Genomic DNA, 14666 nt, shown 5'->3' on the forward strand with positions numbered 1-14666 from the left:
TTCTTGCCGTCTAACACCTGGAGAATGCCGATGTCCGTCAAGCGCCTGTCCGCCGCATTGCTGGCGCTGTTCATGCTGCTGACCGCCATTGTGCCCAGCCTGGCCCAGCCATCGGATGCCGAACTCACCACCCTGATCGACGCTCTGGCCCCCGGCGACTACGCTGACCGCGAAGCGGCCATTGCCGCGCTTGTCGCCACCGGCGATACTCGCGTCTCCCCCATTCTCAATACCCTTTCCGAAGGCGACCTCTATGTCGTCGAATCGACCGGCCGCGTCGTCTATGTGGAGCGCCAGGGCGATAATTACGCCACCACCGATCCGCTGACCGGCGCCGAGCTGGGCGAAGTGGGCCGCCGCGATGCCGAGAAGGTGCGCGTCAACAACAACCTGCGCCGCGTCATCCGTTCGGCCATCGGGCAAATGACGCTGCTCAGCGACAATCCCGCAACGCGCCGTGCCGCCGCCCAATCGATCATGCGCGATGCCGACCCGGTCAACCTGCCGCTGCTCGACGAGGCTTTGGCCGCCGAGACTGATCCCAGCGTCAAGACGCTGATGCAAACCGCCCGCGCCTTTATCGTGCTGCAAGACCCCGCCGCCAGCATCGAGGACCGCGAGGCCGCTGCTCCCGTGGTCGCAAAATCCGGCGACAGCTCTGCCATCACCGTGCTGCGCGGCGCGCTAGCCAATGCCCCCGATGCGCTCAAGGCCGATATTCAGGCCAGCCTTGATGGCCTCAGCCGCGATGCAGCGGCCTGGGGTGCAGTGCAGAACGTCTGGTACGGCATATCGCTCGGCTCGGTGCTATTGCTGGCGGCCATTGGCCTCGCCATCACCTTCGGCGTCATGGGCGTGATCAACATGGCGCATGGCGAAATGGTCATGCTGGGCGCTTACGCCACCTTCATGACGCAGGCGCTGATCCGCCAATATGCGCCGGGACTGGCCGAGTATTCGCTGGCCGTCGCCCTGCCCGCGGCGTTCCTCTTTACCGCGCTCGTTGGTATCGCCATCGAACGCGGCGTGATCCGCTGGCTCTATGGCCGCCCGCTCGAAACCCTGCTCGCCACCTGGGGCATTTCGCTGATCCTGCAGCAATCGGTCCGCACCATCTTCGGGCCGACCAACCAGATGGTGTCCAATCCAAGCTGGATGTCGGGTTCGGTCGCCTTTTACGGGCTGTCGATCACCTGGAACCGCTTCTGGATCGTCATGTTCGCCATCGCGGTCTTCCTGATGCTGCTGATGATCCTCAACCGCACCCCGCTCGGCCTGCAAATGCGCGCCGTGACGCAGAACCGGCGCATGGCCTCGGCCATGGGCATCCGCACGCCAATGGTCGACGCGCTCACCTTCGGCCTGGGTTCAGGCATTGCCGGGCTCGCCGGCGTCGCGCTCAGCCAGATCGACAATGTCTCGCCCAATCTGGGTCAGGGCTACATCATCGATAGCTTCATGGTCGTGGTGTTCGGCGGGGTGGGCAATCTCTGGGGCACGCTGGTGGGCGCGCTCACCCTGGGCGTCGCCAACAAATTCCTCGAACCCTATGCCGGCGCCGTGCTCGGCAAAATCCTGATCCTGGTCATGATCATCCTCTTCATCCAGCGCCGGCCCCGCGGCCTGTTTGCCCTCAAGGGAAGGGCGATCGAGCAATGAGCGTGCAGCAAAAGAAAGCCCCCTCACCCGCCCTTCGGGCACCCTCTCCCACGAGGGGAGAGGGGTGGCTCCGGAGATACGGAAGCCACGGAGTTCCCTTCTCCCCTTGTGGGAGAAGGTGGCGCGCAGCGCCGGATGAGGGGTTCTCAGCGAGCCAGGGAGCAAAACAATGATCACACAAGCCCTGTTCCGCGCCCTCGACACCAAAGCCTGGTGGCTGATCGGCATTCTGCTTGCCGCAGCCATCCTCTTTCCGGCCGGCAATCTCCTGCTCTCGCCCGGCCAGTTCGGCTATGTGCCGACCTATCTGGTGTCGCTCTTCGGCAAATATCTCAGCTACGCCATGCTGGCGCTCGCGCTCGATCTGGTCTGGGGCTATTGCGGCATTCTTTCGCTGGGCCATGGCGCCTTCTTCGCGCTGGGCGGCTATGGCATGGGCATGTATCTGATGCGCCAGATCGGCCCGCGCGGCGTCTATGGCAATCCCACGCTGCCCGATTTCATGGTGTTCCTCAACTACAAGGAACTGCCCTGGTATTGGCTCGGCTTCGACAATTTCTGGTTCGCCATGCTGATGGTCGTGCTGGTGCCGGGCATCTTGGCCTTTGTCTTCGGCTTCCTCGCCTTCCGCAGCCGCGTCACCGGGGTCTATCTCTCCATCATCACCCAGGCCATGACCTTTGCCTTGCTGCTGGCCTTCTTCCGCAACGATATGGGCTTTGGCGGCAATAATGGCCTGACCGACTTCAAGGACATTCTGGGCCAGCCCATTGCCGCGCAAACCACACGCGTCTCGCTCTTCGCCGCGACCGCCATTGCACTGGCGCTGTCGGTCTTCGTCTGCTCGATGATCGTCAATTCCAAGCTGGGCAAGGTGATGGTCGCCATCCGCGACGCCGAAAGCCGCACGCGGTTCCTCGGCTATCGCGTGGAATATGTGAAGCTTTTCGCCTTCACCGCCTCGGCCATCATGGCGGGCATTGCCGGCGCGCTCTACGTGCCGCAGGTCGGCATCATCAACCCGTCCGAATTCGAGCCATCCAATTCCATCGAAGTGGTGATCTGGACGGCAGTGGGCGGTCGCGGCACCATTATCGGGCCGATCATCGGGGCCATCCTGGTCAATCTGGGCAAATCCTATTTCACCAGCGCCCTGCCCGAATTCTGGCTCTTTGCCCTGGGTGCGCTGTTCGTTTTCGTCACCCTGTTCATGCCCAAGGGCATTGTCGGGCTGATCGGCCAATGGCGCACCATGACCACCAAGCGCGAACAGGCCCCGCCCAATGCGGCACTCCAGCCAAGCTCGCCCGAGACCTCGCAAGCCGCCGAGCGCGGCGAAGACCCTGCGACCATGCTGGTCGAGGGTGCCCAACCCAAGCCCGCGGAGTAAGACCATGGCCAAGGCCAGCGACACCATGCTCTATCTCGACGGCGTCTCGGTCGCCTTCGATGGCTTCAAGGCGATCAACAATCTCTCGATCATCGTGCGCCCGGCCGAAATGCTGGCGATCATCGGCCCTAACGGCGCCGGCAAGACCACGATGATGGACATCATCACCGGCAAGACGCGTCCTGACTCGGGCGAAGTGCTGTTCGACGGACGCACCGACCTGACCAAGCTCGATGAAGCCGCCATCGCCAATCTGGGCATTGGCCGCAAATTCCAGAAACCCACCGTGTTCGAAAGCCAGACCGTGTGGGACAATATCGAAATGGCGCTGAAAAAGCCGCGCGGGGTCTTTGCCACCCTGTTCTATTCGGCCAGCGCCGACGACATCGCCCGCATTGATGAAATCCTCGACACCGTCCGTCTCTCAGCCCGCAAGCACGACTTCGCCGCCAATCTCAGCCACGGGCAGAAGCAATGGCTCGAAATCGGCATGCTATTGGCACAGGACCCTAAATTGCTGCTGGTCGATGAGCCGGTCGCCGGCATGACCGACAGCGAGACCGTGGAAACCGCCAAACTGCTCAAGCAAATCGCCACGGCCCGCTCGGTCGTGGTGGTCGAACACGACATGAGCTTCGTGCGCGACCTCGGCTCCCGCGTCACGTGCCTGGCCGAAGGGTCAGTCCTCGCCGAGGGGAGTCTCGAACAAGTCAGCGCCAATCCGGTGGTGATCGAACGCTATTTGGGACGCTGACATGACCGCTCTCGCAATCCAGTCCATCGACCTGCATTACGGCGCCGCCCAGGCGCTCAAGGCGGTGTCGCTTGAGTGCAAGCCCAATCGCATCACCGCCGTGCTCGGCCGCAATGGCGTGGGCAAATCATCGACGCTGCGCGCCATCACCGGCATCAATGCGATCTCGGCGGGCGACATCACCTTCGGCGATCAGGTGCTGAAAAAGTCCCCACCCTATCGGCGCGCGCGCATGGGCATTGGCTATGTGCCGCAGGGGCGCGAGATTTTCCCGCTGCTGACGGTCAAGGAAAACCTCGAAACCGGCTATGCCGGGCTCAAGCGGGCCGACCGCAACATTCCTACCTACATTTTCGAGCTGTTCCCCGTGCTCAAATCCATGTTGAGCCGGCGGGGCGGCGACCTCTCGGGTGGCCAGCAACAGCAATTGGCCATTGGCCGTGCGCTGGTCACCCGACCCAAGGTTCTGGTGCTGGATGAGCCCACCGAGGGTATCCAGCCCTCAATCATCAAGGATATCGGCCGCGCGCTGCAATTCCTGCGCGACGAAAAGGGCATGACCATCCTGCTGGTCGAGCAATTCCTCGATTTCTGCCGCGAAATCGCCGACGACATCTATGTGATGGATCGCGGCGAAATCCAGCATTCAGGCCCCGCCAGCGATCTCGATCTGCCGGAGGTGCGGCGGCATTTGATGGTCTAGAAACGCAAACGCCCGGCACAAGTGCCGGACGCCTCTTTTTCAGGGATGCAGAACTCTCGATTACATGGCAGATACCAGACCTGCCTCCACGCAGGCTTCGAGCGTCAAAGTGTCGAGGTCGACAGCAGTGGTGGCATTGGCAGCTTCATTGGGCTGCGGGGCATCCGGAGTGGCAGCATCACCGGCGTTTTCGGTGGTTTCATCACCGGCTTTGGGATCGGCCAGCGATGCGGTATCGTCAGCAGTCTTGAGTTCGTCGCAGCGTTGCTGCACGGCAGGAAGATCAGCTTCCGAAACGGCCGCTCCGTTGATCATGGTCTGGGCGAAAGCCGGACCCGTGAAAGCAAAAGCGGCGGTAAGCGCAACGGCCGAGAGAGTAGTTTTGAGGTTCATTTTTCTTTTCCTATCAAAATTATCTGAGGCAGAGCCTGTGCACCCACCAGAAACGCCGTCCCGTGCAAATCGTTGCCAATGACCCTGTGAAAATGCAGCGCGCGCGCGGCATTGGTCGGTTGACGACCAAGCTGCGCGACGACGCGACGCATCTGCAAACCCTCTATCAGGAGGGCTGCGCCAAGATCCGGCTGCCCCATACGCATGACCACAGTCTGGACGCCGTGCTGATCAATACGGCGGGCGGCCTGACCGGTGGCGACCACATGCGCTGGGAGGCATATATTGCCCCCGGCACCCGCACCACCATTACCACTCAGGCCTGCGAACGCATCTATCGCTCGACCGGCGCCACCGCGCATGTCGAAACCCAACTCACAGTCGGCGCCAGCGCGCATCTCGACTGGCTGCCGCAGGAAACCATCCTTTTTGCCCAAAGCCGCTTCGAACGCTCGATCAATATCGATCTGGCACCCGATGCCACGCTTACGGCCATCGAAGCCGTGCTGCTGGGCCGCGACGCCATGGGCGAGGACGCCCGTGACGCCCTGTTCCGCGACAATTGGCGTATCCGGCGCAATGGCAGGCTGGTGCATGCCGAAGCCACCCATATCGACGGCTCCGACCTCAGCCGCGACAATCCCGCGCTCCTTGCGGGCGCCCGCGCCTTTGCCACGATTTTGCATTTCGGCCCCGACCTGGCGCGCCGCCTCGAACAGGTCCGCGCACTGCTGCCGGAGGGGGCGACGGCCGCTGCCAGTGTCAGCGGTGAACGTCTCGTCATACGAGCCATGGCAAATTCCGGGCTTGCGCTTCGCCGCATGATCGTTCCAATTCTTGGCGCATTGGCTCGCGCCGGCACTCTGCCGCGTCTCTGGCATCTTTAGGACATCTCGATGAATCTCACTCCGCGCGAAAAAGACAAACTGCTGATCGCTATGGCGGCCATCGTGGCCCGCAAGCGGCTCGAGCGGGGCGTCAAGCTCAACCATCCCGAAGCGATCGCGCTGATCACCGATTTCGTGGTCGAAGGCGCTCGCGACGGCCGTCCGGTGGCCGAACTGATGGAGGCCGGCGCCCATGTCATCACCCGCGATCAGGTGATGGAGGGCATCCCCGAAATGATCCATGATATCCAGGTGGAGGCCACCTTCCCCGACGGCACCAAGCTCGTCACCGTCCACCAACCCATTCGCTAGGAGCCCGGCATGATCCCCGGTGAAGTCATTCCCCAGTCCGGCGATATCGAACTCAATGTCGGTGCGCCCCAGATCACCATCGAGGTGGCCAATACCGGCGACCGACCGATCCAGGTCGGCTCGCATTATCATTTCTACGAAACCAATGCCGGGCTGCGGTTTGACCGCGAGCAGGCGCGCGGCATGCGGCTCGATATCGCCGCAGGCACTGCAGTGCGCTTCGAACCGGGCCAGACCCGCGAAGTCCGGCTCGTGCCATTGAGCGGCAGCCGCACCGTTTACGGCTTCCGCCAGCAGATCATGGGACAACTCTGAGACAATGACTGAACAGACCAATACCGATACCCGCCTTGCCGACCTGCGCCAGCGCCTCGCCGCTGTATTGCGGGACCTGACCGAAGCCGGCGTCGACGATGGCGAAGCCATGTATCTGCTCGGCGGCTCGACCGTCGGCCTGATCGACCGGGGCGGCGCCAAGGATTGGCGCGGCTTCAAGACCGGCCTACCCGCTGCCGATTTTGCCCGTCTGCTCAAGCAGATCGAAAAGGAAGGCAACCAGCTGGTCGCCGATGGCAAGGACAAGGCAGCCTATGCGCTACAGGCGCTTGCCCTGTCTTTGGTCGCCAGCCGCCAGAACGACAAAATGCTGCACGAGGGCGAGCAATTGCTCGATACCGTCATCGCCGCCAGCGTCGCCCAATATCGCAAGCACGCCAAGCCCGCCGCGTCCAAGGCCCACTAAGCCGGAGTTACCATGCCAGCCCGCATTTCCCGCGCCACCTATGCCGACATGTACGGCCCGACCACCGGCGACAAGGTGCGCCTGGCCGATACCGAACTCTTCGTCGAAGTGGAAAAGGACTTCACCATCTATGGTGAGGAGGTCAAATTCGGCGGCGGCAAGGTGATCCGCGACGGCATGGGTCAAAGCCAGCGCACCCGGGCCGAGGGTGCGGTCGACACTGTCATCACCAATGCGCTGATCATCGACCATTCCGGCATCTACAAAGCCGATATCGGCCTCAAGAACGGCCTGATCGCCGCCATCGGCAAGGCCGGCAATCCCGATACCCAGCCGGGCGTCACCATCATTATCGGCCCCTCGACCGAAGTCATCGCCAGCGAAGGCCGCATCATCACGGCGGGCGGGTTCGACGCTCATATTCACTTCATCTGCCCCCAGCAGATCGAGGAAGCCCTGATGAGCGGGGTGACCACCATGCTCGGCGGTGGTTCGGGCCCGGCCCATGGCACGCTGGCCACCACCTGCACCGGCGCCTGGCATGCCCAACGCATGATCGAGAGCTTTGACGGCTTCCCGATGAACCTGGCGCTGGCCGGCAAGGGCAATGCCTCCCTGCCCGCGCCGCTGGCCGAAATGGTGCTGGCGGGGGTGTCCTCACTCAAGCTGCATGAGGATTGGGGCACCACCCCTGCCACCATCGACAATTGCCTGTCGGTCGCCGACGAATTCGACGTCCAGGTGATGATCCACACCGATACGCTCAACGAGAGCGGGTTCGTCGAAGACACGATCGCCGCCTTCAAGGGCCGGACCATCCATGCCTTCCACACCGAAGGCGCCGGCGGTGGCCATGCCCCCGATATTCTGCGGGTGGCGGGCCTGCCCAATGTCATCCCGTCCTCGACCAACCCGACCCGGCCCTATACGCAGAACACCATCGCCGAGCATCTCGACATGCTCATGGTGTGCCACCACCTGTCCTCGTCCATTCCCGAGGACGTGGCCTTTGCCGAAAGCCGCATCCGCAAGGAGACCATCGCGGCCGAGGATATCCTGCACGATATCGGCGCGCTCTCGATCATTTCCTCGGACAGCCAGGCCATGGGCCGCGTCGGCGAAGTGATGATCCGCACCTGGCAAACCGCCGACAAGATGAAGAAGCAGCGCGGTCGCCTGCCGGAGGAAACCGGCGAAAACGACAATTTCCGCGTCAAGCGCTACATTGCCAAATACACCATCAATCCGGCCATCACCCATGGCATGAGCCAGCATATCGGCTCGGTGGAAGTGGGCAAACGCGCCGATTTGGTGATGTGGAGCCCGGCTTTTTTCGGCGTGAAGCCGGAAATGGTGCTGCTGGGCGGCTCGATTGCGGCGGCGCCCATGGGCGACCCCAATGCCTCAATCCCCACGCCCCAGCCGATGCATTACCGGCCCATGTTCGCCTCGTTCGGCAAGCTGCGCACCAGCTCCTCGGTAACCTTCGTGTCCCAGGCCGCCTATGACGATGGCCTGCGCAACAAGCTGGGCGTCGAAAAGCATATGCTGCCCGTGGGCAATACGCGGGGCGGCATCGGTAAGTCCTCGATGATCCACAATTCGGCAACGCCCTTTATCGAGGTCGACCCCGAAACCTATGAAGTGCGCGCCGATGGCGTTTTGCTCACCTGCGAGCCGGCAACGGTGCTGCCGATGGCCCAGCGTTACTTCCTGTTCTAGGCGATTGCGCTTGGCGTAGAACGGGATAGTCTTGGCCTTGCGGCAATGGGTCCGCTCGGATTGGGGCATCCAGAATGATCTACGTCTTTGCACTGCTTATCGGGGTGGTTGCGGGTCTGCGGGCCATGACACCATTGGCCGCCATCAGTTGGGCGGCTTATCTGGGTTGGATCGACTTTGCCGGCACCCAGCTCAGCTTTATCGGCGCGCTGCCGACCGTCATCATCCTGACCATTCTGGCCATCGGCGAGCTGGTCACTGACCAATTGCCCAAGACGCCCAGCCGCAAGGTACCGGTCCAATTCGGTGCCCGCATCGTGCTCGGCGCCCTGTGTGGCGCGCTGCTGCCGGGCAATTGGATCATTGGCGCCATTCTCGGCGCGGTCGGTGCCGTCATCGGCACCTATGGCGGCGCCGAGGCGCGTTCCCGCCTGGCGGCGTCCTTCGGCAAGGACCAGCCAGCCGCATTGATCGAAGATGCGGTAGCCATCATCGCCGCGTTGCTGATCGTTTATCTCGTCTAAATCGCTCAGCCGATCCAATTTCCGCCGCCTGCATGGTCCAATCTTGGCGCTGGACAAGCGAGGAGTCAGCGCCAAAATGATCTTCATGAAGACGATTCTCACAGCATTGCTTCTGACCGGCGCGGTAACGGCCGCACACGGCGTCGAGGCGTCGTTGTCGCTCACCTTGGGCACCGATGCCTCGGCCGATATCCAAAAGCGCACCGTGCAATATGAATGTGGAACCGGCGTGCCGCTGACGGTCGATTACATCAATGCCTCGCCCAATTTCCTGGCGCTGGTCAATGTGCCCGAGGAAACCGAAAAGCTGGTCTTTGCCTCCGTCGTATCCGGCTCCGGCGTGCGCTATGTCTCGGGCCAATGGGCCTGGCTGACGGAAGGCGCCGAAGCGAGCCTGCATGACACGACACTGGGCGAGGACGCTCCGGCAGTCAGCTCCTGCTCCGAAGCCAGCAACGCACCCTGAGCCGATATGGACCCGCAGCCGATCCACCCAGAGCTGTTCCCCCATATCCGCATCGTCATGGGCATGGTTATCGGCCTTGGCATCACCCGCCTGCTGATGGGTGTTGCCGGGCTTATCCAGCATCCCAATCGCAACAGGCCTTCTACCGTCCACCTGCTCTGGGTGGGTTCGATCCTGGTGGAACTCGTGCTGTTCTGGTGGTGGGAATTTGCCCTGTTCCAGATCAATAGCTGGTCGTTCGGGCTGTTCTTCTTCCTCATTTTCTACGCCGTCACGCTGTTCCTGATGGCGGCTTTGCTCTTCCCCGACAACATCACCGAATATGCCGGCTATGAGGATTTCTTCCTCAAGCGGCGCAAATGGTTCTTCGGCCTATTGGCGGCGACCTTCGTGTTCGATTCCATCGATACGCTGATCAAGGGCGCCGAACATTGGGAACGCTTCGGGCCGGATTATTTCCTGCAAGTGCCGTTCGGCCTGGTGCTCTGCGCGCTGGGTATCTGGTCGGCCAGTCGGCGGCTGCATGTGGCCATACCGGCATTGCACATCGGCTATCAGCTCTATTGGATCATCAAGGTCTTCAATACCATGACCTGACGCGCTAGGGTGGACGCGGGCCGGGAAGCCTCGCTATCGTCGGAAAGTTCTTCATGCTTCGTGCCGTCTCCATCCTGCCGCCAGACCATGGGCAGGGCACCCCTTTCGACCTCGTTGTTCTCGAACATGACGAACGCCGCCTGCGGCGCAAATTGCTGCGCCTGCGCGGCGGCGCCGAGGTGATGGTGGACTTCCCCCAGACCATTACACTCGAGCACAAAAGTGCGCTTCTGCTCGATGATGGCCAGCTGGTGGAAATCATCGCCGCCGAAGAATTGCTCTATGAAGTGCGCGGCCGCGACACCGCCCATCTGGTGCGGCTCGCCTGGCATATCGGCAATCGCCACACTTCGGCGCAGCTCGAAGCGGACCGCATCCTGATCAAGCGCGACCACGTGCTCAAAACTATGCTCGAAGGCCTGGGCGCGACAGTGAGCAATGTCACCGAGCCCTTCTATGCCGAGCATGGCGCCTATCACAGCCATAGCGATGCCGGCCACGCGCTGCTGGCGCGATGAGCGATCTGCAAAAGCTGCTGACCTGGCTGTCGCCAGCCTTTCCCGTAGGCGCCTTCGCCTGGTCGGCGGGGCTCGAAGCCGCCATCGTCAAAGGCGTGGTGATTGACCGCGCAAGTACCCAGCAATGGATCGAGGGCATCCTCGCCCATGGCGGCCTGCGCACCGACGCCATCCTCTTCGCCCATGCCCATCGCGGCAGCACGCACGCCACAGCCCTGCACGACCTAGCCGATCTCTGCCTCGCTTTGACACCCGCCCGCGAGCGGCACGACGAAACTACCATAACCGGCGACGCCTTCGCGACGGCCGCAAAGGCCTGGCCGTCACCCGTGCTGGACATCCTGCCGCGCCCCTGTCCCTATCCCATCGCGGTCGGGGCCATCGCCGCCAGCCACGGCATCGAGCTGCAGGCGGCGCTCACGGCTTACCTCACCGCCACGGTGCATGCCCAGGTGTCGGTCGCCGTGCGACTGATCCCCATCGGCCAGTCCGATGGCCTTGCCATCATGGCCGCGCTGGAACGCCCCATTTCCGAAATGGCTGTGCTGTGCGAGCATGCGACGCTGGACGATATCGGCTCCATCGCCTATGCCGCTGATATCGCCCAAATGGCCCATGAAACCCTGACGACGAGAATTTTCCGCTCATGAGCATGCTGATTTCCGCATTCATGTTCATCGCCTTGCTGGCCGTGTCCTTTGCCCATCTGCTCTGGTCCTTCGGCCGCACCTGGCCCATTCGCGACGAGAAGCTGCTGGCCCAGACCGTAGTCGGCTTCCGCGACATCGAACGCATGCCGCCGCGCCTCGCCTCCTTCGCCGTGGCCGTGGCAACGCTGGCCGCCGGCATCCTGGCGCTGGCCCTGGCCGATCATGACAGCGGCGGCACGACGCTGACCCTGCTCGGCATTCCCGTCGCTGCCATATTCCTCGCCCGTGGCGTCATCGGCTACACGCCCTGGTGGGCCGGCAAGACGCCCGAGCCCAATTTCCGGCTGAATGACAGCCGCGTCTATTCCCCCCTCTGCCTGTTGCTCGGCGCAGGCTTTGTCGCACTCACCCTCATGAGGCTGCTATGAAATCGCTAAATGGTCCCCTGCGCATCGGCATTGGCGGCCCCGTCGGTTCGGGCAAGACGACGCTGTGCGAAATGCTGCTCAAGGCTTTGCGCGACCGCTATTCCATGGCCGTGGTCACCAATGACATCTATACCCGCGAGGACGCGCTGATCCTCGCCCGCGCGCAGGCCATTTCCGAAGACCGCATCGTCGGCGTCGAAACCGGCGGCTGCCCCCACACCGCCATCCGCGAAGACGCCTCGCTCAATCTCGCCGCCATCGACGATCTCAACCGCAAATTCCCCGATCTCGACATCATCCTGATCGAGAGTGGCGGCGACAATCTGGCCGCGACCTTCTCGCCGGACCTGGCGGATCTCACCATCTATGTGATCTCTGTCGCCCAGGGCGAAAAAATCCCCCGCAAGGGCGGCCCGGCCATTTCGCGCTCCGACCTGCTGGTCATCACCCATACCGATCTGGCGCAATATGTCGGCGCCAGCCTTGAGGTGATGGAAAGCGACAGCCAGAAAGTGCGCGAAGGGCGGCCCTATGTCTTCACCGACCTGCTGCGGCGCGAGAGCCTCGACCAGATCATCGGCTTCATCGAAAAGGCTGGCGGCTTCACCGATGCGGTAGCCGCCGAATAAAACGGCGCCGGACCCTGTGCAGCGGTCCGGCGCCATTATCAGCCCACAAGGGACGGTGCGGGCGACAGCCACAAGCTGCGCGCCCGCCGCGGCAAATGTTCGGGCAATTGATGGAATTGTCCGGGCGCAATTACGGCTTTGCGATGGTCAGCCCTGATACCGCGGCAGAGCGTATTTCACGCCCTGACCAGCGCCACCACGGAACGCGGCGTCAGCGTGGCCGTGCCCTCGGAAAAAGCTATCTCCGCACTGCTGTCCGACTGGATGCCAACCGCCCAGTTCCCTTCCGGCAGCCGCGCCACTACCGGTTCGGTGCGGCGATTGAACCAGACCAGCACCTGATCGTCCTTGTTGGTCAGCTGCATGCCCAGCACCGAGGCGGCTGAATCACGCCAGTCGCCCTCATTCATTTCGCGGCCATCGGGATGCAGCCAGGCCACGTCGCGCACGCCATTCTTGTCCTGGCCGGTGAGGAAATGGTCATGCGTCAGCGCCGAATGCGCCTTGCGGAAACCATTCACGGCAGCGACGAAATTCACCAGTTCGCCATCCGCCGCTTCCCAATCGAGCCAGGTGATTTCATTGTCCTGCGCATAGGCATTGTTATTGCCCTGCTGGGTGCGGAACATTTCGTCGCCCTGCTGCAGCAGCGGCGTGCCGCGCGACAGGAACAGCGTCGCCAGCAGCGCCCGCACATCGCGCTTGCGTGCCGCATTGATGGCGGGATCGTCCGTCTCGCCCTCGGCGCCGCAATTCCACGATTGATTGTGGTTGTGGCCGTCGCGATTGCCCTCGCCATTGGCGTCATTATGCTTGTCGCTATAGCTGACCAGGTCGCGCAGGGTGAACCCGTCATGCACGGCCAGCATATTGACGCCATTGCTGGGCTTGCGGCCCGCACTGTCAAAAATCTCGGCCGAGCCGGCAACCTTGCCGGCCAGCGCACCGATCTTGCCGTCTTCACCGCGCCAGAAGCCGCGGATTTCGTCGCGATAGGTGTCGTTGTGCTCTTTGAATTCCTTGCCGAACTGGCCAAGGTGATAGCCACCCGGACCCGGGTCCCATGGCTCGGCCACCAGGATGCACTGGCTCAAGACCGGATCGGCTTTGATCTTCTTGAGCATTTCGGCGTTCGGATTGAATCCCGGCTCGCGGCCCAGCACGGTGGCCAGGTCGAAGCGGAAGCCGGAAACCCCCATTTCCTCGACCCAATAGCGCAGGCTGTCGATCACCAGCCGCTGCGTCGCAGGATGATCGCAGCGTAGCGTATTGCCGGTGCCGGTATCGTTGACCAGATGCTGTTTGCCGTCGACTTCGACGAACCGGTAATAGGTCTTGGCGTCCAGCCCCATCAGGCTGAGCATGGGGCCGTCGGCATCACCCTCCCCGGTATGGTTATAGACCACGTCGAGGATCACCGAGATGCCGTTCTTGCGGTAGAGATCGGTCATGTTCCGCAATTCATGCGGCCCCCGCGGCGCCAGGCGCGGATCGATGGCTGAATAAACTACCGGATTATAGCCCCAGGCATTGGTCAACCCCAATGCCGGCAAATGTCCCTCGTCGATCCAAGCGGCCGTCGGCATCAATTGCAGTGTATCGACGCCAATGAATTTGAGATGGTCGATCACCCGCTGCGTGGTCAGCGCCGCCACGGTGCCGCGCAACGGCCCCTGCACGCTGGGATGGCGCATCGTATAGCCGCGCACATTCATTTCGTAGAACAGTCCCGGCGCCTTCTTGCGCGGCAGGATCAATTCGTCATTGGGCGTAACGACAATGGCCTTGGGCACCAGCGGCGCGGTATCCACCGCCTCGGCGCGATCCAGCCGCAGCCTGGGCGAGCGCACGAACACCCGGTCGAGCCGCTTGGCATAGGGATCGACCAGCAGTTTTTGCGGATCAAAGAACAGGCCCTGGTCGGGATTGTATTCGCCATCGGCCCGCAGCCCATAGCGCGTGCCAGCGCCCAGTCCGGTAACCAACCCGGCATGGATGTGGTCGCGATGCACGTCCAGCTCGAAGCGGTCGGTTTCCTCGTCCTGTTCGTTGTAGATCGATACCCAGATCGCCGAGGCGCTTTCGGAATAGACGGCGAAATTGACGCCGTCCGCCACAAGTGTTGCACCAAGTCGATCCGTCGTCCCGCCATTGGGGACCAGTTCTGGTTTCATGGGTCGTCCAGTATCAAGGCATGCCGCGAGCACCGAAACCGGTCCTCGCGGGATACATGCAACTATAAAAATCTAGAGCCGGCGATTTGATTTCGTCAATTCGCCGGCGAATGTCGTC

General features: G+C 62.5%; 18 protein-coding genes. 16 read left to right on the plus strand and 2 right to left on the minus strand.

All coding sequences use genetic code 11. From position 1 onward, the window contains the following. The first annotated feature begins 30 nt into the window (after window positions 1-30). The 4 genes from urtB (at window position 31) to urtE (ending at window position 4506) form a co-directional block, all read left to right on the plus strand. Window positions 31-1659, plus strand: a complete 1629-nt coding sequence (urtB, locus tag ACI3KW_RS05510; RefSeq protein WP_404847252.1) for an urea ABC transporter permease subunit UrtB — start codon at window positions 31-33, stop codon at window positions 1657-1659. Window positions 1660-1828: 169 nt separating this feature from the next. Further along, window positions 1829-3049 carry an urea ABC transporter permease subunit UrtC gene (urtC, locus tag ACI3KW_RS05515; protein ID WP_404847253.1) on the plus strand — a complete coding sequence of 407 codons (1221 nt, stop codon included), beginning with the start codon at window positions 1829-1831 and terminating at the stop codon, window positions 3047-3049. A 4-nt stretch (window positions 3050-3053) separates the two neighbouring features. Further along, the gene (gene urtD, locus ACI3KW_RS05520; protein WP_404847254.1) at window positions 3054-3803 is read left to right on the plus strand and encodes an urea ABC transporter ATP-binding protein UrtD; all 750 of its coding nucleotides are present in this window, start codon (window positions 3054-3056) and stop codon (window positions 3801-3803) included. Window position 3804: 1 nt separating this feature from the next. Beyond that, window positions 3805-4506 (plus strand): urea ABC transporter ATP-binding subunit UrtE, encoded by a 702-nt coding sequence (gene urtE, locus ACI3KW_RS05525; protein ID WP_404847255.1) that lies wholly within the window; start codon window positions 3805-3807, stop codon window positions 4504-4506. A 60-nt stretch (window positions 4507-4566) separates the two neighbouring features. Here the strand turns inward: urtE and ACI3KW_RS05530 are convergent, their stop codons facing one another. After that, on the minus strand, window positions 4567-4899 hold the full coding sequence (locus tag ACI3KW_RS05530; RefSeq protein WP_404847256.1) for a hypothetical protein: 333 nt from the start codon (window positions 4897-4899) through the stop codon (window positions 4567-4569). Window positions 4900-4991: 92 nt separating this feature from the next. On the opposite strand from ACI3KW_RS05530, the gene ACI3KW_RS05535 reads away from it, so the two are divergent. The 12 genes from ACI3KW_RS05535 (at window position 4992) to ureG (ending at window position 12374) form a co-directional block, all read left to right on the plus strand. Further along, the gene (locus ACI3KW_RS05535; RefSeq protein WP_404847257.1) at window positions 4992-5786 is read left to right on the plus strand and encodes an urease accessory protein UreD; all 795 of its coding nucleotides are present in this window, start codon (window positions 4992-4994) and stop codon (window positions 5784-5786) included. A gap of 9 nt (window positions 5787-5795) precedes the next feature. Beyond that, a complete protein-coding gene (locus tag ACI3KW_RS05540) occupies window positions 5796-6098 on the plus strand; it encodes an urease subunit gamma (protein ID WP_404847258.1) in 303 nt (100 codons plus the stop codon). A 9-nt stretch (window positions 6099-6107) separates the two neighbouring features. Then, entirely contained in the window at window positions 6108-6413 is a 306-nt protein-coding gene (locus ACI3KW_RS05545) for an urease subunit beta (protein WP_113121840.1), read from the plus strand. A 4-nt stretch (window positions 6414-6417) separates the two neighbouring features. Continuing rightward, entirely contained in the window at window positions 6418-6840 is a 423-nt protein-coding gene (locus tag ACI3KW_RS05550; RefSeq protein ID WP_404847259.1) for a hypothetical protein, read from the plus strand. Window positions 6841-6852: 12 nt separating this feature from the next. Beyond that, window positions 6853-8562, plus strand: coding sequence for an urease subunit alpha (ureC, locus tag ACI3KW_RS05555; RefSeq protein ID WP_404847260.1), 1710 nt, complete (start codon window positions 6853-6855; stop codon window positions 8560-8562). Window positions 8563-8636: 74 nt separating this feature from the next. Beyond that, window positions 8637-9086 (plus strand): DUF4126 family protein, encoded by a 450-nt coding sequence (locus ACI3KW_RS05560; protein WP_113121843.1) that lies wholly within the window; start codon window positions 8637-8639, stop codon window positions 9084-9086. Between the two features lie 85 nt (window positions 9087-9171). Next, entirely contained in the window at window positions 9172-9552 is a 381-nt protein-coding gene (locus ACI3KW_RS05565; RefSeq protein ID WP_404847261.1) for an MliC family protein, read from the plus strand. 6 nt (window positions 9553-9558) lie between these two features. Then, window positions 9559-10149, plus strand: coding sequence for a hypothetical protein (locus ACI3KW_RS05570; protein WP_404847262.1), 591 nt, complete (start codon window positions 9559-9561; stop codon window positions 10147-10149). Between the two features lie 53 nt (window positions 10150-10202). Then, window positions 10203-10667: an urease accessory protein UreE gene (locus ACI3KW_RS05575; protein WP_404847263.1), complete on the plus strand. Its 465-nt coding sequence runs from the start codon at window positions 10203-10205 to the stop codon at window positions 10665-10667. After that, window positions 10664-11317 carry an urease accessory protein UreF gene (locus ACI3KW_RS05580; RefSeq protein WP_404847264.1) on the plus strand — a complete coding sequence of 218 codons (654 nt, stop codon included), beginning with the start codon at window positions 10664-10666 and terminating at the stop codon, window positions 11315-11317. The genes ACI3KW_RS05575 and ACI3KW_RS05580 overlap by 4 nt, the downstream gene beginning before the upstream one ends. Next, window positions 11314-11745 (plus strand): DUF3995 domain-containing protein, encoded by a 432-nt coding sequence (locus ACI3KW_RS05585; RefSeq protein ID WP_404847265.1) that lies wholly within the window; start codon window positions 11314-11316, stop codon window positions 11743-11745. Before ACI3KW_RS05580 ends, ACI3KW_RS05585 begins: the two co-directional genes overlap by 4 nt. Next, window positions 11742-12374 carry an urease accessory protein UreG gene (ureG, locus tag ACI3KW_RS05590; RefSeq protein ID WP_404847266.1) on the plus strand — a complete coding sequence of 211 codons (633 nt, stop codon included), beginning with the start codon at window positions 11742-11744 and terminating at the stop codon, window positions 12372-12374. The genes ACI3KW_RS05585 and ureG overlap by 4 nt, the downstream gene beginning before the upstream one ends. Before the next feature lie 176 nt (window positions 12375-12550). Here ureG and glgX read toward each other — a convergent pair whose 3' ends face one another. After that, entirely contained in the window at window positions 12551-14548 is a 1998-nt protein-coding gene (gene glgX, locus ACI3KW_RS05595; RefSeq protein ID WP_404847267.1) for a glycogen debranching protein GlgX, read from the minus strand. Window positions 14549-14666 lie beyond the last annotated feature (118 nt).

Source organism: Devosia sp. ZW T5_3 (assembly GCF_044987315.1).
GTDB lineage: Bacteria > Pseudomonadota > Alphaproteobacteria > Rhizobiales > Devosiaceae > Devosia.

What these genes read in the sequence shown, in the direction of transcription:
- urtB (WP_404847252.1), top strand. Translation starts at nt 31, where the DNA reads ATGTCCGTCAAGCGCCTGTCCGCCGCATTGCTGGCGCTGTTCATGCTG.
- urtC (WP_404847253.1), top strand. Translation starts at nt 1,829, where the DNA reads ATGATCACACAAGCCCTGTTCCGCGCCCTCGACACCAAAGCCTGGTGG.
- urtD (WP_404847254.1), top strand. Translation starts at nt 3,054, where the DNA reads ATGGCCAAGGCCAGCGACACCATGCTCTATCTCGACGGCGTCTCGGTC.
- urtE (WP_404847255.1), top strand. Translation starts at nt 3,805, where the DNA reads ATGACCGCTCTCGCAATCCAGTCCATCGACCTGCATTACGGCGCCGCC.
- ACI3KW_RS05530 (WP_404847256.1), bottom strand. Translation starts at nt 4,899, where the DNA reads ATGAACCTCAAAACTACTCTCTCGGCCGTTGCGCTTACCGCCGCTTTT.
- ACI3KW_RS05535 (WP_404847257.1), top strand. Translation starts at nt 4,992, where the DNA reads ATGCAGCGCGCGCGCGGCATTGGTCGGTTGACGACCAAGCTGCGCGAC.
- ACI3KW_RS05540 (WP_404847258.1), top strand. Translation starts at nt 5,796, where the DNA reads ATGAATCTCACTCCGCGCGAAAAAGACAAACTGCTGATCGCTATGGCG.
- ACI3KW_RS05545 (WP_113121840.1), top strand. Translation starts at nt 6,108, where the DNA reads ATGATCCCCGGTGAAGTCATTCCCCAGTCCGGCGATATCGAACTCAAT.
- ACI3KW_RS05550 (WP_404847259.1), top strand. Translation starts at nt 6,418, where the DNA reads ATGACTGAACAGACCAATACCGATACCCGCCTTGCCGACCTGCGCCAG.
- ureC (WP_404847260.1), top strand. Translation starts at nt 6,853, where the DNA reads ATGCCAGCCCGCATTTCCCGCGCCACCTATGCCGACATGTACGGCCCG.
- ACI3KW_RS05560 (WP_113121843.1), top strand. Translation starts at nt 8,637, where the DNA reads ATGATCTACGTCTTTGCACTGCTTATCGGGGTGGTTGCGGGTCTGCGG.
- ACI3KW_RS05565 (WP_404847261.1), top strand. Translation starts at nt 9,172, where the DNA reads ATGAAGACGATTCTCACAGCATTGCTTCTGACCGGCGCGGTAACGGCC.
- ACI3KW_RS05570 (WP_404847262.1), top strand. Translation starts at nt 9,559, where the DNA reads ATGGACCCGCAGCCGATCCACCCAGAGCTGTTCCCCCATATCCGCATC.
- ACI3KW_RS05575 (WP_404847263.1), top strand. Translation starts at nt 10,203, where the DNA reads ATGCTTCGTGCCGTCTCCATCCTGCCGCCAGACCATGGGCAGGGCACC.
- ACI3KW_RS05580 (WP_404847264.1), top strand. Translation starts at nt 10,664, where the DNA reads ATGAGCGATCTGCAAAAGCTGCTGACCTGGCTGTCGCCAGCCTTTCCC.
- ACI3KW_RS05585 (WP_404847265.1), top strand. Translation starts at nt 11,314, where the DNA reads ATGAGCATGCTGATTTCCGCATTCATGTTCATCGCCTTGCTGGCCGTG.
- ureG (WP_404847266.1), top strand. Translation starts at nt 11,742, where the DNA reads ATGAAATCGCTAAATGGTCCCCTGCGCATCGGCATTGGCGGCCCCGTC.
- glgX (WP_404847267.1), bottom strand. Translation starts at nt 14,548, where the DNA reads ATGAAACCAGAACTGGTCCCCAATGGCGGGACGACGGATCGACTTGGT.